General features: G+C 71.5%; 21 protein-coding genes and 2 pseudogenes. 20 read left to right on the plus strand and 3 right to left on the minus strand.

Annotation, left to right across the window (positions count from 1 at the left end):
- Positions 1-254: 254 nt before the first annotated feature.
- The 15 genes and pseudogenes from QR78_RS18735 to QR78_RS18800 all read left to right on the plus strand — a co-directional run bounded on the left by QR78_RS18735 (position 255) and on the right by QR78_RS18800 (position 16,651).
- Complete coding sequence (locus QR78_RS18735) at positions 255-872, plus strand: ParB-like protein (protein WP_048429104.1); 618 nt, start codon at positions 255-257, stop codon at positions 870-872.
- Between the two features lie 193 nt (positions 873-1,065).
- The gene (locus QR78_RS18740; protein ID WP_048429078.1) at positions 1,066-1,308 is read left to right on the plus strand and encodes a hypothetical protein; all 243 of its coding nucleotides are present in this window, start codon (positions 1,066-1,068) and stop codon (positions 1,306-1,308) included.
- 138 nt (positions 1,309-1,446) lie between these two features.
- Complete coding sequence (locus tag QR78_RS18745) at positions 1,447-2,586, plus strand: FtsW/RodA/SpoVE family cell cycle protein (RefSeq protein ID WP_048429079.1); 1,140 nt, start codon at positions 1,447-1,449, stop codon at positions 2,584-2,586.
- Positions 2,587-2,801: 215 nt separating this feature from the next.
- The gene (murG, locus tag QR78_RS18750) at positions 2,802-3,917 is read left to right on the plus strand and encodes an undecaprenyldiphospho-muramoylpentapeptide beta-N-acetylglucosaminyltransferase (RefSeq protein WP_048429080.1); all 1,116 of its coding nucleotides are present in this window, start codon (positions 2,802-2,804) and stop codon (positions 3,915-3,917) included.
- A gap of 42 nt (positions 3,918-3,959) precedes the next feature.
- Positions 3,960-5,375, plus strand: a complete 1,416-nt coding sequence (gene murC, locus QR78_RS18755; RefSeq protein ID WP_048429081.1) for a UDP-N-acetylmuramate--L-alanine ligase — start codon at positions 3,960-3,962, stop codon at positions 5,373-5,375.
- 15 nt (positions 5,376-5,390) lie between these two features.
- Positions 5,391-5,741: pseudogene (locus QR78_RS36120) on the plus strand (endonuclease domain-containing protein); the annotation flags it as partial.
- 320 nt (positions 5,742-6,061) lie between these two features.
- Positions 6,062-6,982: a UDP-N-acetylmuramate dehydrogenase gene (gene murB, locus QR78_RS18765; RefSeq protein WP_048429082.1), complete on the plus strand. Its 921-nt coding sequence runs from the start codon at positions 6,062-6,064 to the stop codon at positions 6,980-6,982.
- Between the two features lie 340 nt (positions 6,983-7,322).
- A pseudogene (locus QR78_RS36725) lies at positions 7,323-7,419 on the plus strand (D-alanine--D-alanine ligase); the annotation flags it as partial.
- 127 nt (positions 7,420-7,546) lie between these two features.
- Positions 7,547-8,539, plus strand: a complete 993-nt coding sequence (locus tag QR78_RS18770; RefSeq protein ID WP_048429083.1) for a cell division protein FtsQ/DivIB — start codon at positions 7,547-7,549, stop codon at positions 8,537-8,539.
- 79 nt (positions 8,540-8,618) lie between these two features.
- The gene (gene ftsA / locus QR78_RS18775) at positions 8,619-9,944 is read left to right on the plus strand and encodes a cell division protein FtsA (protein WP_048429084.1); all 1,326 of its coding nucleotides are present in this window, start codon (positions 8,619-8,621) and stop codon (positions 9,942-9,944) included.
- Between the two features lie 116 nt (positions 9,945-10,060).
- Positions 10,061-11,929, plus strand: coding sequence for a cell division protein FtsZ (ftsZ, locus tag QR78_RS18780; RefSeq protein ID WP_048429085.1), 1,869 nt, complete (start codon positions 10,061-10,063; stop codon positions 11,927-11,929).
- A 397-nt stretch (positions 11,930-12,326) separates the two neighbouring features.
- Positions 12,327-13,274: a UDP-3-O-acyl-N-acetylglucosamine deacetylase gene (gene lpxC / locus QR78_RS18785; protein ID WP_048429086.1), complete on the plus strand. Its 948-nt coding sequence runs from the start codon at positions 12,327-12,329 to the stop codon at positions 13,272-13,274.
- 247 nt (positions 13,275-13,521) lie between these two features.
- On the plus strand, positions 13,522-14,424 hold the full coding sequence (locus QR78_RS18790) for an outer membrane protein assembly factor BamD (RefSeq protein ID WP_048429087.1): 903 nt from the start codon (positions 13,522-13,524) through the stop codon (positions 14,422-14,424).
- A 123-nt stretch (positions 14,425-14,547) separates the two neighbouring features.
- Positions 14,548-16,221 (plus strand): DNA repair protein RecN, encoded by a 1,674-nt coding sequence (recN, locus tag QR78_RS18795; RefSeq protein ID WP_048429088.1) that lies wholly within the window; start codon positions 14,548-14,550, stop codon positions 16,219-16,221.
- 238 nt (positions 16,222-16,459) lie between these two features.
- Entirely contained in the window at positions 16,460-16,651 is a 192-nt protein-coding gene (locus tag QR78_RS18800; RefSeq protein ID WP_338100689.1) for a hypothetical protein, read from the plus strand.
- 85 nt (positions 16,652-16,736) lie between these two features.
- Here QR78_RS18800 and QR78_RS18805 read toward each other — a convergent pair whose 3' ends face one another.
- A complete protein-coding gene (locus QR78_RS18805) occupies positions 16,737-16,934 on the minus strand; it encodes a hypothetical protein (RefSeq protein WP_048429090.1) in 198 nt (65 codons plus the stop codon).
- A 199-nt stretch (positions 16,935-17,133) separates the two neighbouring features.
- Here QR78_RS18805 and QR78_RS32990 point away from each other — a divergent pair, with 199 nt between their 5' ends.
- Positions 17,134-17,310, plus strand: a complete 177-nt coding sequence (locus QR78_RS32990) for a DUF1328 domain-containing protein (protein WP_048429091.1) — start codon at positions 17,134-17,136, stop codon at positions 17,308-17,310.
- Between the two features lie 132 nt (positions 17,311-17,442).
- Here QR78_RS32990 and QR78_RS18815 read toward each other — a convergent pair whose 3' ends face one another.
- Positions 17,443-17,703 carry a NepR family anti-sigma factor gene (locus QR78_RS18815; protein ID WP_048429092.1) on the minus strand — a complete coding sequence of 87 codons (261 nt, stop codon included), beginning with the start codon at positions 17,701-17,703 and terminating at the stop codon, positions 17,443-17,445.
- Positions 17,704-17,914: 211 nt separating this feature from the next.
- Between QR78_RS18815 and QR78_RS18820 the strand changes: the two genes are divergently transcribed.
- The 3 genes from QR78_RS18820 to QR78_RS18830 all read left to right on the plus strand — a co-directional run bounded on the left by QR78_RS18820 (position 17,915) and on the right by QR78_RS18830 (position 20,319).
- Complete coding sequence (locus QR78_RS18820) at positions 17,915-18,718, plus strand: response regulator (protein ID WP_048429093.1); 804 nt, start codon at positions 17,915-17,917, stop codon at positions 18,716-18,718.
- A gap of 816 nt (positions 18,719-19,534) precedes the next feature.
- Positions 19,535-20,038 (plus strand): hypothetical protein, encoded by a 504-nt coding sequence (locus QR78_RS18825; RefSeq protein WP_048429094.1) that lies wholly within the window; start codon positions 19,535-19,537, stop codon positions 20,036-20,038.
- A gap of 74 nt (positions 20,039-20,112) precedes the next feature.
- On the plus strand, positions 20,113-20,319 hold the full coding sequence (locus QR78_RS18830; protein ID WP_048429095.1) for a hypothetical protein: 207 nt from the start codon (positions 20,113-20,115) through the stop codon (positions 20,317-20,319).
- A gap of 215 nt (positions 20,320-20,534) precedes the next feature.
- Here QR78_RS18830 and QR78_RS18835 read toward each other — a convergent pair whose 3' ends face one another.
- On the minus strand, positions 20,535-20,729 hold the full coding sequence (locus QR78_RS18835; protein ID WP_048429096.1) for a con-10 family general stress protein: 195 nt from the start codon (positions 20,727-20,729) through the stop codon (positions 20,535-20,537).
- A 313-nt stretch (positions 20,730-21,042) separates the two neighbouring features.
- Between QR78_RS18835 and QR78_RS18840 the strand changes: the two genes are divergently transcribed.
- Positions 21,043-21,261 carry a hypothetical protein gene (locus QR78_RS18840; RefSeq protein WP_048429097.1) on the plus strand — a complete coding sequence of 73 codons (219 nt, stop codon included), beginning with the start codon at positions 21,043-21,045 and terminating at the stop codon, positions 21,259-21,261.
- The last annotated feature ends 33 nt before the right edge of the window (positions 21,262-21,294 follow it).

Raw genomic sequence — 21,294 nt, forward strand, 5'->3', positions numbered from 1 at the left:
CCGTCCCCGTGCCGCGGGGGCCGGACGGAGGGCTGCCGCGACGGTCGAAAACCGATGGAAACCCTTGTGATCGCAAGAGGATGAGGGATATCTAAAAAATAGTCGGAGCACCATGGATTAAGTCGTCAGAGCTTGGTCGAACGGCCGGTTTCGACCATACGGCACCGGCTTGGCGGCTTGACGCAAGGGAGGGTGTGGCCAATTTCCATCGCTTCGGCGCGGATGTCCCGCGCCCAGCAGGGACCATGGCCTCGATGTCCGTCCGCGATCCGATCCTCCACAGCGTGCCGATCGCCGAGTTGCGGCCGACCCAGATGACGGTCGGCTACCGGGAGGTGGCGGCCAAGCGCAAGCGCTGGCGCGAGGTGGCGGACAAGGACCGGGAGGCCTTCCTCGGCTCGCACATGATCCCGGTCCTGCTCGGGCCGAAGAAGCGCCGCTACGTCATCGACCACCACCACCTCACCCGCGCGCTGCAGGAGGAGGGGGTCGAGAGCGTCTTCACCACCGTGGTGGCCGACCTGCACCACCTCGAGAAGGACGCGTTCTGGGTCGTGGCCGACCACCGGGCCTGGGTCCATCCCTACGATGCCCACGGCGTGCGCCGCGACGTCGGCGACATGCCCAAGCGCATCGAGGATCTCGGCGACGATCCCTTCCGCAGCCTCGCCGGCGAGCTGCGCCGGGCCGGGGGCTTTGCCAAGGACACGACGCCGTTCAGCGAGTTCCTGTGGGCCGACTTCCTGCGCCGCCACATCAAGCGCAAGGATGTGAAGGACGATTTCTCCGACGCCCTCGACGAGGCGATGGAGCTCGCCCGCTCCAAGGACGCGTCGTACCTGCCGGGCTGGAGCGGGCCGCACGAGGGGTAGGGCGCATCCCGGAGGAATGACGGGATCCGGCTCGCCGAAAGCATGATGCGGTCACGGCCCGCGGAATGAGCCTCCCTGGGCGGGCGGTGACGCAACGAAGCCCCCCTCCCATCAAGTTTATTTGCCGCACTCCCCCATCCGGCCTAGCCTCCCGGACGGCGCGCGACGCGCCGCAGACGGGGGGACGTTCGCGATGTTCGATTCGCTCCTGAAGAGCATCGGCGCCGAGCCGGTCGACAACGAGACCCACTTCTACCGCTTCGAGCCCAAGCCCGACATCACCGCCTACGAGCTCGCCCTGATCCTGCGGCGCTTCGGGGCGCTCACGGCCGGGGCGGCGCCCCTGCACGGGGTGATGCTGATGCCCTGGGAGACCCTGGACGACGCCTACGCCCGGCATTTCGAGCCGGCGCCCCACGGCATGTTCCAGGGCTGACGAGCTCCAGGGCCGACGGGCACCGGCCGACGTCCCGGGGGCGTCCCGGCTTTCCCGGTCGCTGCGGCGAGGCGGCAACACTCGGTTTACCATTCCGTCCGATGGTCGCGACTGGTGAACGAGGGGCCTACGCAAGCCATGATGTCCCGCGCGGAACGCTCGCATCTGGGCGACTGGTGGTGGACGGTCGACCGGGCGCTGCTCGCCGGCCTCGGCGTTCTGATGACGGCCGGGCTGGTCTTCCTGATGGCCGGCGGTCCGCCCGTGGCCGAGCGCCTCGGCCTGCCGACCTTCCACTTCCTCAACCGGCAGGTGATGTACCTGCTGCCGACCATCGCCCTGATCCTGGCGGTGTCGTTCCTGTCCCTGCGCCACATCCGGCGCATGGCCTTGGTCACCTACGGCCTCGGCATCGTGCTGTGCATCGCGGCCACCAAGTACGGGCCGGAGATCAAGGGCGCGCATCGTTGGATCCAGTTCGGCTCGATCGGCGTCCAGCCCTCCGAGTTCGTGAAGCCCGCCTTCGTGATCCTGGCCGCCTGGGCCTTCGCGGAGGGCGCGCGCCGGCGCGACATGCCGGGCGGCACGCTCGCCGTCCTGCTCCTGCCGATGACCATCGTGCCGCTGATCCTGCAGCCGGATTTCGGCCAGACCATGCTGGTGACGATGGTGTGGTGCTCGATGGTGTTCGTCGCCGGGCTGCACTGGTTCTGGGTCGCGGGCCTCGGCGGCGCCGGCCTCCTCGGCGTGGCGGCGGCCTACGAGTTCCTGCCCCACGTCCGGGCCCGCATCCAGCGCTTCATGGACAAGGATTCGGGCGACAACTTCCAGACCTTCTGGTCGCAGGAATCCTTCAATTCGGGCGGCTGGTTCGGCACCGGCCCGGGCGAGGGCGTGGCCAAGCGCCACCTGCCCGACGCCCATACCGACTTCATCTTCTCGGTGGCGGGCGAGGAGTTCGGCGTCATCATCTGCATCGCCATCGTGCTGCTGTTCGCCTTCATCGTGATGCGCGGCCTGGTGCTCGCGCGGCGCAGCGACGACATCTTCTGCCGGCTCGCCATCACGGGGCTCACCGCCCTGTTCGGCCTCCAGGCCTGCATCAACATGGCGGTGAACACCCGGCTGATGCCCGCCAAGGGCATGACCCTGCCGTTCATCTCCTATGGCGGCTCGTCGCTGATCTCGCTCGCCCTCGGGATGGGCTTCCTCGTCGCCCTCACCCGGCGCCGGCCGCGCACGACGCTCCTCAACCGCGACGAGGGCCAAGCGCACTAGGGCCAAGCGCACTAGGGCCAAGCGCACTAGGGCCAAGTGCACTAGGACCAAGCGCACTAGGACCAGGCGCACTGATCCCGACCCCGCGACGTCCGCACCGATCCCCGCGGGGACGCCTCGAGGGGTGACCTCGCCGCCCCGCCGTGACACACGGGGGGGCTACTCGACCCGACCGGAGACCGCATGTTCCTCCTCCGCTCCGCCCCGGCCGCCCGATGACGGTCGCCCAACCCCTCGTCCTGCTCGCGGCGGGCGGCACCGGCGGCCACCTGTTTCCGGCCGAGGCCCTGGCCTTGCGCCTGCGCGAGCGCGGCATCCGGGTCGCGCTCGCCACCGACAGCCGGGTCGCGGCCCTGTCGGGCGAGTTCCCGGCCTCGGAGATCGTGGCGGTGCCCTCCGCCACCCCGTCGAGCGGGCGCTCGCCGTTGCGCCGCCTCACCGCCTTCGCGACCCTCGGGCGCGGCTTCGCGGCGGCGCTCCGCGAGATCCGCCGCCTCAACCCCGCGGTCGTCGTCGGCTTCGGCGGCTACCCGACCGTGCCGCCGCTGCTGGCCGCCCAGATGCTGCGGGTGCCGACCCTGCTGCACGAGCAGAACGCCGTGATGGGCCGGGCCAACGGCTTCCTCGCCCGCGCCGCCACCGTCATCGCCACCGGCTTCCCCGAGGTGCGGGGCGTGCCCGCCAAGGCCACGGCGCGGCGCGTCCATACCGGCAACCCGGTGCGCCCGGCGGTGCTGGCGGCGAGCGAGATGCCCTACCCGGCGCTCGGCGCGGAGGCGCCGCTTCAGCTCCTCGCCTTCGGCGGCAGCCAGGGCGCCCGGGTGATGAGCGACGTGGTGCCGGACGCCGTGGTGCGGCTGCCGGCGCCCCTGCGCGCCCGCCTCACCGTGATCCAGCAGGCCCGCGCGGAGGATCTCGCCCGGGTCCAGGCGCTCTACGAGGCCGCGGGGCTCGCCGCCTTCACGGTGGCGCCGTTCTTCAAGGACCTGCCGGCCAAGATGGCGACCTCCCACCTCGTGGTGGCGCGCTCGGGCGCCTCCACGGTGGCGGAACTCGCGGTGATCGGCCGCCCGTCGATCCTGGTGCCGCTGCCCGGCGCCCTCGACCAGGACCAGGCGGCCAACGCCGCGGTGCTGGGGCGGATCGGCGCCGCCTTTCCCACACCACAAACGGACTTCACCCCTGAGCGGCTCGCCGCCGACCTCGGCGCGCTGCTCGGCGATCCGGCCCGGCTCGCCACGGCGGCGGCGGCCGCCAAGGGCGCCGGCCTGCCCGACGCCGCCGAGCGCCTCGCCGCCCTGGTGGTCGAGACCGCCCTCTCGGCCCGCTGACGGCCGTTCGAACAAGAAGACACGCGAAGGACTCCGACTTCCATGAAGCTGCCGAACAAGCTCGGACCCATCCACTTCATCGGCATCGGCGGCATCGGCATGTCCGGCATCGCCGAGGTGATGCACAATCTCGGCTACACGGTGCAGGGCTCGGACGCCTCCGACAACGCCAACGTGCGCCGGCTCTCCGAGCAGGGCATCCGCACCTTCGTGGGCCACCGGGCCGAGAACCTGGCCGATGCCGCCCTCGTCGTGGTCTCGACCGCGATCCGCCGCGACAACCCGGAGCTGGTCTCCGCCCGCGAGCGCCGCCTGCCCGTGGTGCGCCGGGCCGAGATGCTGGCCGAGCTGATGCGCTTCAAGTCCTGCGTGGCGGTGGCCGGCACCCACGGCAAGACCACCACGACCTCCCTCGTCGCCACCCTGCTCGATGCCGGCGGCCTCGATCCCACCGTCATCAACGGCGGCATCATCAACGCCTACGGCACCAATGCCCGCATGGGTGAGGGCGACTGGATGGTGGTCGAGGCCGACGAATCCGACGGCACCTTCCTGAAGCTGCCGGCCGACATCGCGATCGTCACCAACATCGATCCCGAGCACCTCGACCATTTCGGCTCGTTCGACGCGATCAAGGACGCCTTCCGGGCCTTCATCGACAACATCCCGTTCTACGGCTTTGCCGTGATGTGCATCGACCACCCGACGGTGCAGGACCTCGTCGGGCGCATCGAGGACCGGCGCATCGTCACCTACGGCGAGAACCCCCAGGCCGACGTCCGCCTGCTCGACGTCGACCTGAAGGGCGGCCAGAGCCGGTTCCGGGTCATGATCCGCGACCGCCGCCCCGGCTTCCGGATGGAGATGGAAGAGCTCGTCCTGCCGATGCCGGGCAAGCACAACGCGCTCAACGCCACCGCGGCGCTCGCGGTCGCGCACGAGCTCGGCGTGTCGCCCGACGCGATCCGCAAGGCGCTGGCGAATTTCGGCGGCGTCAAGCGGCGCTTCACCCGCACCGGCGAGTGGAACGGCGTCCAGATCTTCGACGATTACGGCCACCACCCGGTCGAGATCCGGGCGGTGCTCAAGGCCGCCCGCGCCTCGACCGACGGCGGCGTGATCGCGGTGGTGCAGCCCCACCGCTACTCGCGGCTGGCCTCGCTGTTCGACGATTTCTGCACCTGCTTCAACGACGCCGACACGGTGATCGTCGCCCCCGTCTACGCCGCCGGCGAGGCGCCGATCGAGGGCATCGACCGCGACACCCTGGTGGCGGGCCTCACCTCCCGCGGCCACCGCAACGCCATCGCGCTCGAGCGCACCGAGGACCTCGCCGGCATCGTCGGCGGGCTCGCGCGCCCGGGCGACTACGTGGTGTGCCTGGGCGCCGGCAACATCACGCAATGGGCCTACGCGCTGCCGGGCGAACTCGCCTCGACCGGCGAGAAGGCGGCGTGAGGCTCTGACACTCGGATGCGCGGCCCCGACGATCCCGGTACGGCGCGGGCCCGCACCCTGAGGCGGACCCAGACCGACGCCGAGCGGGCGCTCTGGTCGCGGCTCCGCGACCGTCGTTTGGCCGAGGCCAAGTTCGTGCGCCAACTGGCAGTCGGGCGCTACTTCGCCGACTTCGCCTGCCGCGAGGCGAAGCTCGTTGTCGAGCTTGATGGAAGCCAGCATGCCGAGAGCGTCTACGACCGCGAGCGCGACGCCTGGCTGACCTCGCAGGGCTGGCGCGTGCTCCGGTTCTGGAACGGCGAGGTCGCGCGCAACATCACCGGCGTCCTTGAGACCATCCTGGCCTCCCTCATGGAGGGTCGCCTATCCTCGCCCATGCCGGTGTTCCGGGAGACGGACGAAGCGCGGGTATCCCCTCTCCCCGCGGGCGGGGAGAGGGCCGTGTCACCGTCCAGGGGACACGGCAAGCGGAGGCGAAGCCGAAGCGAGGGTGAGGGGGGCTCGACGAGCGAGGCTCTTCCGGAGACACCCCCTCACCCCCGCCCTGCGGGCTCGCTGCATCCCCTGAACGGGGACGCAGCCCTCTCCCCGCCCGCGGGGAGAGGGGAGAACCCGCGCATTTTCCTGGCCCCGGACAGCTCCGCCGTCAGCGGGGAGGGGCATCCTGCATCATCCCGAACGGATCCATGACGACCTCCGCCGCCATCCTCGCCGCCCTGGCCCCCGCCGCCCTGCGCGGGCGCCTCCTGCCCGACCACCCCCTCGCCGACCTGACCTGGTTCCGGGTCGGGGGGCCGGCCGACGTGCTGTTCACCCCGGCCGACGAGGACGACCTCGCCGCGGCGCTCGCCGCCCTGCCGCCCGAGGTGCCCGTGACGGTGATCGGGCTCGGCTCGAACCTGATCGTGCGCGACGGCGGCGTGCCGGGGCTCGTCATCCGCCTCGGCGGCAAGGCCTTCGGGTCGATTCACGTCGAGGGCGAGACGATCCGGGCCGGCACGGCCGTGCCCGACATGAAGCTCGCCCGCGCGGCGGCGGAGGCCGGGCTCGACGGCCTCGCCTTCTACCGCGGCATCCCGGGCTCGATCGGCGGCGCGCTCAGGATGAATGCCGGGGCGCATGGCGGCGAGACCACCGACGTCCTGGTCGAGGCCCGCGCGGTCGACCGGAGCGGCACCCTGCACGTCCTGTCCCACGCCGAGATGGGCTTTGCCTATCGCCACTGCTCGGCCCCCGCCGACCTGATCTTCACCCAGGCGACCTATCGCGGAAAGCCCGGCGACCGGGCCGCGATCGAGGCTGAGATGGACCGGGTGACGGCGGCCCGGGAGGCGGCGCAGCCGATCCGCGAGCGCACCGGCGGCTCGACCTTCAAGAACCCGCCCGGGGCCAAGGCCTGGCAGCTCGTCGACGCCGCGGGCTGCCGCGGGCTGACCCGGGGCGGCGCCCAGGTCTCGGAGATGCATTGCAACTTCCTGATCAACCGCGGCGGCGCCACCGCGGCCGACATTGAGGGGCTGGGCGAGGAGGTGCGCGCCCGCGTCCGCGAGACCTCCGGGATCGACCTGCACTGGGAGATCAAGCGCATCGGCGTGCCCGCCCGCTGATTCGCGAATCGGCCCGCGGGTTAACCAACCGGGCGGGTCCGGCCGACGATCGACCCTGTGGCGGATGAGCCGCACCCGCGGCGGCGGGGCGCCCCCCGCCGCTCACGATCCCGGCCCCGTCCGAGCCCGGACGGTGCCGCCGGCCCCGCAGCGGCGGGCCGCCCGGTCCGCCCGCAAGTGTTTGTAAGCGCATGACGATCCGGGGCCGTGCGAGGCGCTGACAGGCCGGCCCGGGACCCCGCCGAGGGACGGATCGAGGCCCGCCGCCGGGGCTCGCCGCGCGGCCACACCGGGGGCCGGGAGGCACGCGATTCCCGTGCCCGGGCCGGAAATTTTACCGGATATTTACCAGCGAGTTCGAGAGTTGGCGTTAACGGCGCATCAAGCACTTGGACGCCGGGACGCCAGCCGCACCGACCCTTCACGCCACGACGACCACCGGGCTCTCCGCCCCGGTGAGCCCGTGGTCCCCGGGGCCGGACGACAGGCCCCGGACGATTCGAGGCCGCTTCCCGCGCCGGAGATCGCAGCCCGTGCCGGGTCCAGTTTCGGTGAACTCGTCCAATGGATGGTGGAGGACGCTTCCCTGAGCCGCCGATCGCCGCCGGTTACGCCGGCGGGGATGCCGGCACGCCCGCTCCCCCTCCGGGGACGGCGCCGGCCTGGGGCGGCCCTGCGCGCGAATCGCGCCTGGCCCGCTCCCTGCCGCGGTTCCTCCGCCCGCGCCGCTCGTCGGTGGCGGTGCCGATCGAGCGGCGGATGCCGCGCCACCTCGGGATGGGCCTGGCCTTCGGGTTCTTCGGCCTCGTCGCGGGAGCCGGCTTCGTGTCCGGCGGAGGGTATGCCGAGTTGGCGGCCCGCTCCGGCACGCCCCTCGACATGGCGGCCCGGGCGCTCGGCTTCGGCCTCGACAAGGTGACGATCTCGGGGCTGGTGCAGCTGCGCTCGGCCGAGATCCTGCAGGCCGCCGGCATCGACCAGCGCAATTCGCTGCCCTTCCTCAGCGTGGTCGACGTGCGCGACCGGCTGTCCACCGTGCCGCTGATCGGCGCGGTCTCGGTGCGCAAGATTTACCCGCGCGAGCTCCTGATCACGCTCACCGAGCGCGAGCCGAGCGCCCTGTGGCAGCGCAACGGCGAGATCGCCGTGATCGCCGCCGACGGCACGGTGATCGACCAGATGCGCGACGGCCGCTTCTCCGACCTGCCGCTGGTGGTGGGCGAGGAGGCGAACCTGCGCACCAAGGAATACCTCGCGCTCCTTGAGGCCGCGGGCCCGCTCAAGGACCGGATCCGCGCCGGCACCCTGGTGTCCGGCCGGCGCTGGACCCTCAAGCTCGACGGCATCGACGTGCGCCTGCCCGAGACCGGCGCCCGCGAGGCGGTGGCCCGTCTCGTCAAGCTCGAGGCCGAGTCGAGCCTGCTCGAGAAGGACATCATCGCGGTCGACCTGCGGCTGCCCGACCGGGTGGTGGTGCGGCTGACCGAGGAGGGCGCGGCGGCGCGCCTGGAGGCCCAGAAGAAGCAGCAGAAGAAGCCGAAGGGGACCGAGACATGACCCGCGCGCGAGACGTGACGCCCGCCGGTCTTCCCCGCCCCTCCGTTCCCGTGTCCCAGCCCTCCGTGAGCGTCGCGTCATGAGTCTCCTCCAGCACGGTCTCACGCCGCGCTTAAAGCCGCTCTCGGCGCGCCGGAGCGCGACCCTGTCGGTGCTCGATATCGGCACCAGCAAGATCGTCTGCCTCGTCGCCGAGCTGCAGCCGGTCGAGACGCTGGCGACCCTGCGCGGCCGCACCCACCTCGCCCGCATCATCGGCATCGGCCACCAGCGCTCGCTCGGGCTCAAGGGCGGCGCCGTGGTCGACCTGGAGGCGGCGGAGACCTCGATCCGCCAGGCGGTCCACGCCGCCGAGCGCATGGCCCGGGTCGAGGTCCAGTCGGTCATCGTCAGCCTGTCGGGCGGTCGCCTCGGCTCGCAGCATTTCGACGCCAAGGTCCCGGTGCGCACCGGCGCCGTCACCGGCACGGACGTGCAGCGGGTGCTGGAGGCGGCGAGCACCCACAGCATCAGCCCGGGGCGCGCCGTGCTGCACGCCCTGCCGACCGGCTACTCCCTCGACCAGCAGAGCGCGGTGGTCGACCCGTCGGGCATGCTCGGCGAGCGGCTGGGCGTCGACCTCCACGTCGTCACCGCGGAGATCGCGGCGGCCCGCAACCTGATGCTGGCGGTGGAAAACACCCACCTGCGCGTCGAGGCGGTGATCGCGACACCCTACGCCTCGGGTCTCTCGGCGCTGGTCGACGACGAGGCCGAGATGGGCGTCGCCGTCGTCGACATGGGCGGCGGCACCACCAGCGTCGGCGTGTTCTCGGGCGGCCACCTCGTCCATTGCGACGCGCTGGCGGTCGGCGGGCACCACGTCACCATGGACATCGCCCGCGGGCTCTCGACCCGGGTGGCGGCGGCCGAGCGGCTGAAGACCCTGTACGGCGCCGCCATGGCGACGGCGTCCGACGAGCGCGACATGATCGCGGTCCACGGCGTCGACGAGGACGAGCGCGACCTGCCCCACCACATCCCGAAATCGCACCTCGTGCGGATCATCCGCCCGCGGGTCGAGGAGGTGCTGGAGCTGGTGCGCGACCGCCTGCGCAACGCGGGCTTCGCCGCCCAGGCCGGGCGCCGGGTGGTTCTGACGGGCGGCGCGAGCCAGCTCGTCGGCCTGCCGGAGGTCGCCCGCCGCATCCTGCAGGGGCAGGTCCGGATCGGCCGGCCGCTCGGCATCAAGGGATTGCCCGAGGCCGCCAAGGGCCCGGCCTTCTCGGCCGCCGTCGGGCTCCTGGTCTACCCCCAGGTCTCGCACGTCGAGCATTTCGAGCCGCGCGGCCAGTCCGGCCATGCGGGCCTCGGTTCCGATACGTACCTCTCCAAGGTCGGACGCTGGATCCGGGAGAGCTTCTAACGGGATCGCCTCCCGGCGCGGGCCCCGGAAACGGGCCGCGCCGGAGGGGCGGGACGGCAAACGGCGCCGCTCGAGGCGCCACCAGAAACGAAACGATCATCAGAGGCTCGCGCATCATGGCCATCTCCCTGCAAGCTCCGGACATCCGCGAACTGAAGCCCCGCATCACCGTGTTCGGCGTCGGCGGCGCCGGCGGCAACGCCGTCAACAACATGATCGAGTCGGGCCTGCTCGGCTGCGAGTTCGTGGTCGCCAACACCGACGCCCAGGCGCTGACCTCCTCGAAGGCCGAGCGCGTGATCCAGATGGGCATCGGGGTGACGCAAGGGCTCGGCGCCGGCTCGCAGCCCGAGGTCGGCCGCGCCGCCGCCGAGGAGGTGATCGACGAGATCCGCGATCAGCTCTCGGGCGCCCACATGTGCTTCATCACCGCCGGCATGGGCGGCGGCACCGGCACCGGCGCGGCCCCGGTCATCGCCCGCACCGCCCGCGACATGGGCATCCTGACCGTCGGCGTCGTCACCAAGCCGTTCCAGTTCGAGGGCGTGCGCCGCATGCGCACCGCCGAGTCGGGCATCAACGAGCTGCAGCAGGCCGTCGACACCCTGATCGTGATCCCCAACCAGAACCTGTTCCGGGTCGCCAACGAGAAGACCACCTTCGCGGACGCCTTCGCGATGGCCGACCAGGTGCTCTATTCGGGCGTCGCCTGCATCACCGACCTGATGGTGAAGGAGGGTCTCATCAACCTCGACTTCGCCGACGTGCGGGCGATCATGCGCGGCATGGGCAAGGCGATGATGGGCACCGGCGAGGCGTCCGGCGAGAAGCGCGCCAACCGCGCCGCGGAAGCCGCGATCGCCAACCCGCTCCTCGACGACGTCTCGATGAAGGGCGCCCGCGGCCTGCTGATCTCGATCACCGGCGGCAACGACCTGACCCTCTACGAGCTCGACGAGGCCGCCACCCGCATCCGCGAGGAGGTCGATTCCGACGCCAACATCATCCTGGGCGCCACCTTCGACGAGAGCCTCGACGGCATCATCCGGGTGTCGGTGGTCGCCACCGGCATCGAGCCGGCCCTGATCAACGCCAACGCGATCGGCTCGCCGGAGATCGCCCAGACCGAGCAGCGCATCGCCGAGGTCGCCGAGCGTCTGCGGGCCGAGGCGCGGGCCCGGGCCGCCGCCCCGGCGGCGCCCGCCCCCTCCTTTCGTCCCGCCGAGGCCCCGGTAGCGCGGGCCCCGGCGCCGGAGCCGGTGGCGCATGCCCCGATGCACGCGCCGCTCCATGCGCCGATGCACGCCCAGGCCCCGGCTCCCGAGCCGGTGCGCATGGAGATGCCGGTCGCCCACCAGGCCGCCAGCCTGATGCGCGACGAGGTGCAGATCACCCCGGCCCAGCCGCGGAACCCGGTCTACGAGCCGGCCCCGGCCCCGGTCGCGGCGTCCGAGCCGCAGATGCCGATGGCCTCCGGCCCGTTCATCCCGCCGTCCCCGGCGGTGGTGCGCGCCCCCCGGATGCCGCGGGTCCAGGACCTGCCGATGCCGGCCCAGAACCAGATCCGCGCCAGCCGCGGCGAGGAGCCGGTCCAGCAGGTGAGCCCCGACGCCAAGCGCACCTCGCTGCTGCGCCGCCTCGCCACCGTCGGCTTCGGCGGCCGGCGCGAGGACGAGGCCGGCCAGCCGGCCCAGGCCCCCGCGCCGCAGGCTCACGCGGCCCCGCAGCCGGCGCCCCGGCCGATGCCCCAAGTTCCGGTGCATCAGGCTCCGGTGCATCAGGCTCCGGTCCAGCACGCCCCGGCCGCCCCGCGCCAGCCGGCGCCCCAATACGCCCCGCAGGCCGGCTACCCGGCCCAGCCCCAGGGCTACCGTCCGGCGCAGGGCAACCTCGACGCGCAGGGCCGCACGGTGCCGGCCGGCACCCGCATGATGGACGACGATCAGCTCGAGATCCCGGCCTTCCTGCGCCGCCAGGCGAACTGACCGCGGGAGCCTCGGGGAGCATCCCGCCCGGGGGTATCGCCGGCAGGCGGTGCCCAAGGGTGCCCCTGGTGCCCCGATCCGGCCACGCGGGGCCCGCAGTGCCGCCCAAATGACACACCCCGAGGCCCCCCGGCCTCGGGGTCGTCGCGTTTTTTAAACTCTTGAAGGGTAAGGGCTTTTCGAGTCCGATGCGGGTCCCCGGAGTTGTTACAGAGCGTAAGAATCCGTGATTTGGCCGTGCTTCGGAGCGCGACTATAGGTTTTCTACGCACAAGGGCGAAGGCCAGGCGATTGCCGGCACCGACACCCACAGGGGCTTCAAGCAACGGACGGATCGCCTCGAAACGTGGCCTGGGCAACAGGACATGATGGTGAGTCGCGGCCGAGGGCTGAGGTAATGAGAACAAGTCAGCAGACGACCCTACGCTCCGCCGCGAGCCTCTCCGGCATCGGCGTCCACTCCGGTAACCCCGTCTCGATCACCCTTCATCCCGCGGAGGCGCATCACGGCATCGCCTTCCTGCGCACCGGCCTCCCCGACGACCGCGACCGCCTGATCCAGGCCCACCACGCCCAGGTCAGCGCCACCGAACTCTGCACCGTCATCGGCAGCCGCGAGACCGGCGCCGTCGCCACCATCGAGCACCTGATGTCCGCCCTCTACGGGCTCGGCATCGACAATTGCCTCGTCGAGATCGACGGGCCCGAGATGCCGATCCTCGACGGCAGCGCCGGCCCCTTCGTGGCGGCGATCGAGGCGGCCGGCACCACCTCCTGCGGCACGCCCCGCCGCTTCATCAAGGTGCTGAAGACCGTCCGGACCGAGAAGGGCCGCGCCTATTCGGAGCTGCGCCCGTTCGAGCGCGGCTTCCACCTCGACGTCGAGATCGATTTCGAGAGCCCGGTCATCGGCCGCAGCCGCAAGGCGCTGACCCTCACCCCCGCCGCCTACCGCCGCGAGATCGCCCGCGCCCGCACCTTCGGGATGATGCGCGACGTCGAGCGCTACTGGAAGGCCGGCTTCGCGCTGGGCGCCTCGCTGGAGAACACCGTCGCGGTCGGCGACGGCGGCGTGGTCAACCCGGAGGGCCTGCGCTACCCGGACGAGTTCGTCCGCCACAAGATCCTCGACGCGGTCGGCGACCTGGCGCTGGCCGGCCTGCCGATCCTCGGCGCCTACCAGTCCTTCTGCGGCGGCCACGGCCTCAACGTCGCGGTGCTGACCGCCCTCTTCGCCGATCGGTCGAACTACGCCATCGTCGAGGGCAGCCCCGCCCGCCGCGAGCCCGTCTTCGCCGAGTTCGGCGTCGGCCTCGGCGCCGCCGTCTACGCGCCGGAACTCTGAGCGCGCGACCGTTGCGGCCGGGCCACATCCGGCGGCTTTCGGCACGGAATGCCGGTCTTTCGCAGATCTCGCGCCTCTCCGCGCCGTCTTGGCGCCCTATTCGCCCCACAGGGTTAAAGAAGTCCCCGACCGATGGCCGCTTGCTTCCGCGCTGTGGCCCTCACGGGCTTGGCGCGCCGCGCCGGCCTGGGCTAAGGGGCTCGTGGATCAGCGGCACGACAAGCCGCCTGCTTGGGGAAGAACCCGAATGCCGTTCGCCCACCCGCTTCGCGCCGCGAAGGTGACCGTCCTGCGGACCGCGCTGCTCGCGGCATGCGGCCTGGGACTTGCCGGCTGCGACGCGATCGATTCGATCAATCCGTTCGCCAACGAGAAGTACAAGACCGAGGTCGTCCCCGACGTCCCGGCCGACAAGATCTACAGCCAGGGCCTCGCCAAGCTGGAGGATCGCGACTACGAGGGCGCCACGAAGAAGTTCGAGGACCTCGACAAGCAATACGCCTATTCCGACTGGTCGCGGAAGGCCGTGCTGATGACCGCCTACTCGAACTACGAGGGCGGCCGCTACGAGGACGCGATCACCGCCTCGAAGCGCTACCTGCAGCGCCATCCGGGCTCGAAGGACGCGGCCTACGCCCAGTACCTACTGGCGATGTCGCACTACAAGCAGATCCCGGACGTGACCCGCGACCAGGACCGCTCCGAGAAGGCCCTCGTGGCGCTGACCGAGCTGGTGCAGAAGTACCCGACCTCGGAATACGCCGCCGACGCCAAGGCCAAGATCCAGATCACCCGCGACCAGCTCGCCGGCAAGGAGATGGAGATCGGCCGCTACTACCTCGAGCGGCGCAACTTCCCGGCCGCGATCAATCGTTTTCGCGATGTGGTGAGCAAGTACCAGACGACCCGCCACGTCGAGGAGGCGCTGGAGCGCCTGGCCGAGGCCTACATGGCGCTCGGCATCACCGGCGAGGCGCAGACCGCCGCGGCGGTGCTCGGCCACAACTTCCCCGATTCGCCCTGGTACAAGGACGCCTACAACCTGCTCCAGAGCGGCGGCCTGCAGCCGCGCGAGGAGAAGGCCTCCTGGATCAGCAAGGCGTTCCGCGGCGTGATCGGGATGGACACCCGCACCGCCGAGGCGCAGTAAGAGCCTCGCGGCGTCCCGTCGGACATGCGGCCGTGGCGCGCACTCGCGCCGCGGCCCGTTCGGCTGTAGATACCCGCCCGTCCCTCCTCGTCCCTTCCTCCTCCACGTCCCGGCAAGGGTGGCATGCTGGTTCAGCTCGCGATCCGCGACATCGTCCTGATCGATAAGCTCGAGCTGAACTTTCGCGAAGGCCTGAGCGTCCTGACCGGGGAGACCGGCGCCGGCAAGTCGATCCTCCTCGATGCCTTCACGCTGGCGCTCGGCGGCCGCGGCGACGGGCGCCTGGTGCGCCAGGGCGAGGCGCAGGGCCAGGTGACGGCGGTGTTCGACGTCGCCCCCGACCATCCGGCCCGGACCATCGCGGCCGCCTCCGACATCGATACCGAGGGCGACCTGATCCTGCGCCGCATCCAGGTCGCGGACGGGCGCACCCGCGCTTTCGTCAACGACCAGCCGGTCGGCGTGCAGGTGCTGCGCGCCATCGGGGCGGCGCTCGTCGAGATCCACGGCCAGCACGACGACCGGGCCCTGTCGGATTCCACCACCCACCGGGCGATCCTCGACGCCTTCGGGGGCCTCGGCACCCGCCAGGCCGCGGTGGCGGAGGCCGCGCGCCGGGTGCGCCAGGCCCGTACGGCGCTCGCCGAGCACCGCGCCCGGGTCGAGGCCGCCCGCAAGGAGGTCGATTTCCTGCGCCACGCCGTCGAGGAGCTCGCCGCCCTCGATCCGAAGCCCGGCGAGGAGACCGAGCTCGCCGAGCGCCGCACCCTGATGCAGCAGGGCGAGAAGGTCGCCCGCGAGCTCAACGAGGCCCTCGACGCCGTCGCCGGCCAGGGCTCGCCGACCGCCCATCTCTCGGCGGCGCTACGCAAGCTCGAGCGCCGCGCCGCCCAGGCGCCGGGGCTCGTCGAGCCGAGCATCAACGCCCTCGACAACGCGCTCGTCGCTCTCGACGAGGCCCGCACCAGCCTGGAGGACGCGCTCCAGGCGGCGGAGTTCGACCCGCGCGAGCTGGAGCGGGTCGAGGAGCGGCTGTTCGGCCTGCGGGCGGCCGCCCGCAAGTACAACGTCGCGGTCGACGACCTCGCGGCGCTCCGCGGGCGCTACGAAGGCGACGTCGCGGTGATCGATGCCGGCGAGGAGGCGCTCGGCCGCCTCGAGGCGACGCTGGCCACCGCCGACGCGGCCTATCTCGAGAAGGCCGAGGCGCTGAGCAAGGGCCGGCGCAAGGCGGCCTCCGCCCTCGACAAGGCGGTGCAGGCCGAATTGCCGCCGCTGAAGCTGGAGCGCGCCCGCTTCATCACCGAGATCGCCACCGATCCGGAGGCCCGCGATCCCGCCGGCCTCGACCGGGTCGAGTTCTGGGCCCAGACCAACCCGGGCACCCGTCCCGGCCCAATGATGAAGGTGGCGTCGGGCGGCGAGCTGTCGCGGTTCATGCTCGCCCTCAAGGTGGTGCTGGCCGACAAGGGCTCGGCCCCAACCCTGATCTTCGACGAGATCGATACCGGCGTCGGCGGCGCGGTGGCCGACGCGATCGGCGCCCGCCTCGCCCGGCTCTCGGCGCGGGTCCAGACCGTCGCGGTCACCCACGCGCCGCAGGTCGCGGCCCGGGCCTCGACGCATTTCCTGATCGCCAAGGAGGCGGTGAAGGGCTCCGACCGGGTCGCCACGCGGGTGAAGCCGCTCGCGGCGATGCCGCGCCAGGAGGAGATCGCCCGGATGCTCGCCGGCGCCACGGTCACCGAGGAAGCCCGGGCCGCCGCCGCCCGCCTGCTGCAGGCCGCCGAGGCCTGACCCGAGCGGCGAAGCCGTCAAGCCTGCCGCGACGGCCGATCTTGCTGTATGGTCAAGCTCAGGCGACGATTCGCCATGGTGGCGATCTGGCAGCGCTGCCGCGATCGGCATGGTGAACAAAGATAAAATTTTAACGAATTCTTTACCATGTCGGCCGAGAGTCCTTCGTCTCGGCGCGGGTCAGCCTTCCCTCGGATCCGCGCGACGGCACGGGGCCAGTGGTCCGATGAATCAGGAAGTGAGTGCGTCCCGGGATTGCGTCGAGGAGACGGGCCTGCCGGCGCTCGGCGCCGAGGCGCAACGGCGGCTCGGTCGGACGCTGCGCTCGCTCTACGAGCGGACCGTGGACCGGCAGCCGATCCCGCTCGACCAGGTCGACCTGCTGCTGCGGCTGCGGCACCGCGAGCGCGAGTTGCAGCGGCTTCGCTGACCGCCCGCTGCGAAGCGGGCGCACGTTGATGAGGGAAGACGGCGGGACGAGGGCCCGCCGTGTTCGCGAGAGGGGAGGGCGCGTCTCAGCGCCGCCGACGGTCGCGCACGCGAACCGGCACGAGAGCCGGGGCCTGTGCCCGGGCACCGGCCGCCGCCAGCGCCCCCGCGAGGCCGAGCGCCGCGAGTATGCCGGTGATCACCATCGGCGAGGCCGTGAGGAGACCCGCCAGCAGGGCGAGCAGCACGAAGCCGGCACGCAGGGCATTGGAACGGATCATCATCAAGCCTCCATCCAGACGCCGGTGAGAACGTATGGCGCGAAACCCGAGTTCCGCGCCGCCCCCGCCGACCACGCCATTCCAATGTGGGGTGTCCGAGGCGATTGCGCCACCTGCGACAGATCGGAACCTATAGTCAGGCTTGCCGTTATCTTGCCATGATCGGCCGTCGGCCGAGAGATCTGACAAGAGGGGTCGCGCCATGCTGGGTTGGGCTGTCACTTTCCTCGTCGTGGCCCTGGTGGCCGCGCTGTTCGGCTTCGGCGGCATCGCCGGCACGGCGGTCGAGGCTGCCAAGCTTATCTTCTTCGTCGCCGTCGTCCTGTTCGCCATCTCGGCCGTGGTCGGCCTGATGCGCGGGCGCTCGCCGACGCTCTGACCGGCGGGATACCGCCGGGTCGGCATCGAGACCTGAACGTTGCAACACCCACGCCGTCCCTCCCCGCGAGGGGCGGCGCGCTTGTATCGGGCGCATGCGAAGGGCGCTTCGCGTCGAGCGACCCTGCACGGATCACTCGTCGGTCGTCTCGGGCGGCGGCGCGGCGGCGCCTCGTTCCAGATTGGCGAGGAGATCGAGGAAGCGGTCGGGAATCGGCTGCTGCATCATCTCGTCGTACATGGCACGCAAATGCGAGCCGATGCGCCCCTGGACGCCGCGATCGAGCGTGGGTTCGCCGGACCCGGCGGCGGGATCGTCCCCGTTCTCCGGGGACTGATGGGACGATCGCGGACCCCCTGATCCCGGGTCCTGCATCCCCTTGCCATCGTTCATACCATTCCCCTTCGCCCGTCCTGGACACGCGGACAGAGCGATGCCATGGCGCCCGGTATGCCGGGTCGCGCGCTTGCGGCGACAACGCGTTCCCGGGGAATCAGTTCCGCGCCGCATCGGAACGAATGCGGCGGCGCGGCGTTGAAGGGCACGAGGTCCGACGAACCCAACGATAAGACCCGAGCGGAACGAGAAGACCAAGGGGATCTGAATGTCGACAGCACAACTCGTGGTGCAGCACCTGCCTTACCTGCGTCGCTACGCGCGCGCCCTCACGGGCAGCCAGGTGGCCGGCGATGCCTACGTGGCCGCGACGCTCGAGACGCTCGTGAACGAGCCCGAGACCCTCGGGCGCAGCACCAACGTCAAGGCCGACCTGTTCCGCGTCTTCACCCGGATCTGGAACTCGCTGTCGGTCAACGGCCAGACCGAGCAGACCCAGCACGATCTGCCGGCCGAGGTGCGGCTGGGCCAGATCACCCCGCTGCCGCGGCAGGCCTTCCTGCTCTCCTGCCTCGAAGGCTTCTCCGAGGAGGACGCCGCGACCATCCTGGGCGTCGACGTCTCGGAGGTCCGCGACCTCGTCGACGAGGCCGGCCGCGAGCTCGCCGCCGACATGGCGACCGAGATCCTCATCATCGAGGATGAGCCGCTGATCGCCATGGACCTCGAGGCCTTGGTGGAAGGTCTCGGCCACAACGTCACCGGCGTCGCCCGCACCCGCACCGAGGCGGTCAAGCTCGCCTCGACCAAGCGCCCCGGCCTGATCCTCGCCGACATCCAGCTCGCCGACGGCTCCTCGGGCCTCGACGCGGTGAACGATCTCCTGAAGTCGTTCGAGGTGCCGGTGATCTTCATCACCGCCTATCCCGAGCGCTTCCTCACCGGCGAGCGGCCGGAGCCGGCCTTCCTCATCGCCAAGCCGTTCCAGCCCGCCAACGTCTCGGCGGTGATCAGCCAGGCGCTGTTCTTCCAGCAGAGCGCCCGCCGCCGCGAGGCCCGCGCGAGCGCCTGACGGCCCGGCGTGCCGCTCCCCGCGGCGCGCGTCTCGACACATCGCAGTCCCGGACCCGCCGTGAGGCGGGGGCCGGGACTTCGTCGTTTCAGGGGGGGGCGTCGCGACGGTGAATGACAGGCGGGGCGGCGTCCCGCGCGATGCCCCGCATCCCGCCTTCACCAAGGGGGCCCGCTGGAGCGGACAGGCTGAACGGGCTCCGGCTGGTGAGGGCGGGCCCCGACCCTCGGGGCCATGAGAAACGGCCGGGTCGGGTGTGAGGCCGAATGCCCCGAGACGACCCCGATTCGATGCCGGACCGTCATCGGCGCGCCGCAGCCAGCCTGTGTCCGGTCGCTGCGGCGGCGCGTCGCGGTTAACGGTCAGCTAACGGTCTCGCAGCGCACGGAGAGGCCATCGCGCCGACAGGCGTCGGGACGTAGAGCGCATCCTGCATTGCCGATAGACTTTGCCGTGTCTGTGAACAGCGCCCCAATACAAAAGAACGGGCCGGATCAGGATCCGGCCCGTTGGAAGAGTTTCCGGCCAATGCACAAGGGGAATGCGGGGAGGACCAGGTGGCCGGGTTGCCATATCAACGGGAATCCCACCGGAAAGGTTCCGCATCGCTGCAAGATCGCGCGTTTGTCGTTGCATGTGGCGAAAAAGCCGCGCTTGTAGAGCGCGGGCCGGGGCCACGACCCGGTTAACGAGCGGTTGCCACGATGCCTCGCATTGCCGGCACGAACTGTCCCAGTCAGGCACGGAGGCGGGAACTACTACCGACGGGCGCGCGTTAAGAAAGCATAATCAAGCTTCGCCGCGAGGGCCACGCGTATGCTCCGCCCCCAGTTCTTCTTCGGAATTACGGTTCCTGCCGCGTTCGTCGCGCTGGTCGGCCAGCCGCTGGTCCAGCACTCCGTCGAGGCCTTCGCCCGCCCGGCCGTCGAGCAGGCGGCCATCAAGGGCGACCGCCTCGGGCCGGTCCGTCCGGCCGCGAAGGCGCAGGTGCCGGTGGCGGTCGAGATCACCGGGCTCGGTGCCGCCAAGGTCACCCTGCGCAACGCGGCGGGTGACGTCGTCTACCAGGCCGACGCCCACAGCAACACGACGCTCGTCGCCCGCGACACCAGCATTCCCCAGGTCACCGTCCGCGAGCGTGCAGGTGCACCGGTGGCGCAGCGCGACGTCGGTCAGGCCGGGCAGGCCGTACGCCGGATGCCGGAGGGCTGCGAGGGGGCGATCAGCGGTCTTGCCGGGCACGAGGCCCGCCGCCTGCTGCCGAGCCGCTGCCTCGCCGATGCCGGCGACAGCCTTCCCTCCCGCATCGCGACCCTCTGACACTTCGCAGAACCGAACGCTTGCCGAGCTTTCCCCCGGTTCCTTGCCGGGTTCTTGTCACGAGACCGCCCGCCATGACCGATCCCCGCGACTACGAGCTTCCTTCCCCCGAGCCGCTGCGTCTGGAACGGGTCCATCGCGACGGGCAGGTCGAGCCGGACATCGATCGGCTCGCGAGCCTGCTGGCCGGCCTCACGGCGGTGAGGCCCGTCGACGACGTGATCTGTGCCGCGATGGCCAAGCGCAACCTCGTGGTGACGACACGCGCCCGCGCCGCCTGACCGGCGCACCCTTCAGAGCGACGACGACCCCGGAGGCCGAGGGCCTCCGGGGTCGTCGTCGTGTGCCGGCATGCCGTCTGCGGCCCATGCCGATGCGCCGGAGGGGCATCGAGGCTCCCTCCGGCGCATGAGGATGGGTCTCAAACCGTTCGCCCCGGTCTCGCGGGGCCGGTCCGTGGATCGACGCGAGGGGCCGGCCCTGCCGGATCCCGCCCTCACTCGTCCGTGGCGCGCCCGCTGCCCGAGGCCTGCCCGCCCTTGCGGCCGGCCGACGAGGCCAGTTCGCGGTCCTGCGAGAAGGAGCGCTTCTCGGCCGGCACGCTGCGGCCGCCCTTGCTGGCAATCTCGCGCTGCCGCTCCAGATCCATGGAAGCGAAGCCGCGCTTCGAAGTCGAATTTCCGGTAGCCATGAGTGCCTCCTTGGCCGGTGTTCTCAGACCGAACAACCTTCAGCGGAAATGATGGTTCCTGCCACGCATGCAGGCTGAGCCGGGCAGACGGTCCCGAATCGGGCCAGTACAGGCGGGCCGGCGACTTGAGTCACGCCGCCGCAGGTATGCTGCGAACCGGCCGGAAGCTTGGCCGTAAGCGGCCCGGAGCGGTGGGAACCCCGCGGGCGGGCCGGCGTTCGCCCCGGACTTTGCGGCAGACGGGCGAGATTTCGCTCGCCCGTTTCATGTCGCGGAAAGCGGGCCGGCGCCCGCCCGTTTCGGAGCGATCCCGATGACCAACAGGACCATGGTGACCCGCGAGGCGGCGCAGCATCCCGAGACCGCCCCGGCGCCGAACCGCGACGCCCCTCCCGCGATGCCGGCCGAGGAGGGCAGCCCGCGCCCGACCACGACGGAGGAGCCGGGTGATTCCCCCCAGCCCAACCGCCAGTTCGGCGACCGGCCGATCGGCGGCCTGACCACGCGAAAGGAGCAGCCGCGCAAGGAGTGACGCACGGCCGGCCGGTGCCGGTGCGGCAGCGGT

The organism is Methylobacterium indicum (assembly GCF_001043895.1).
Lineage (GTDB): Bacteria > Pseudomonadota > Alphaproteobacteria > Rhizobiales > Beijerinckiaceae > Methylobacterium > Methylobacterium indicum.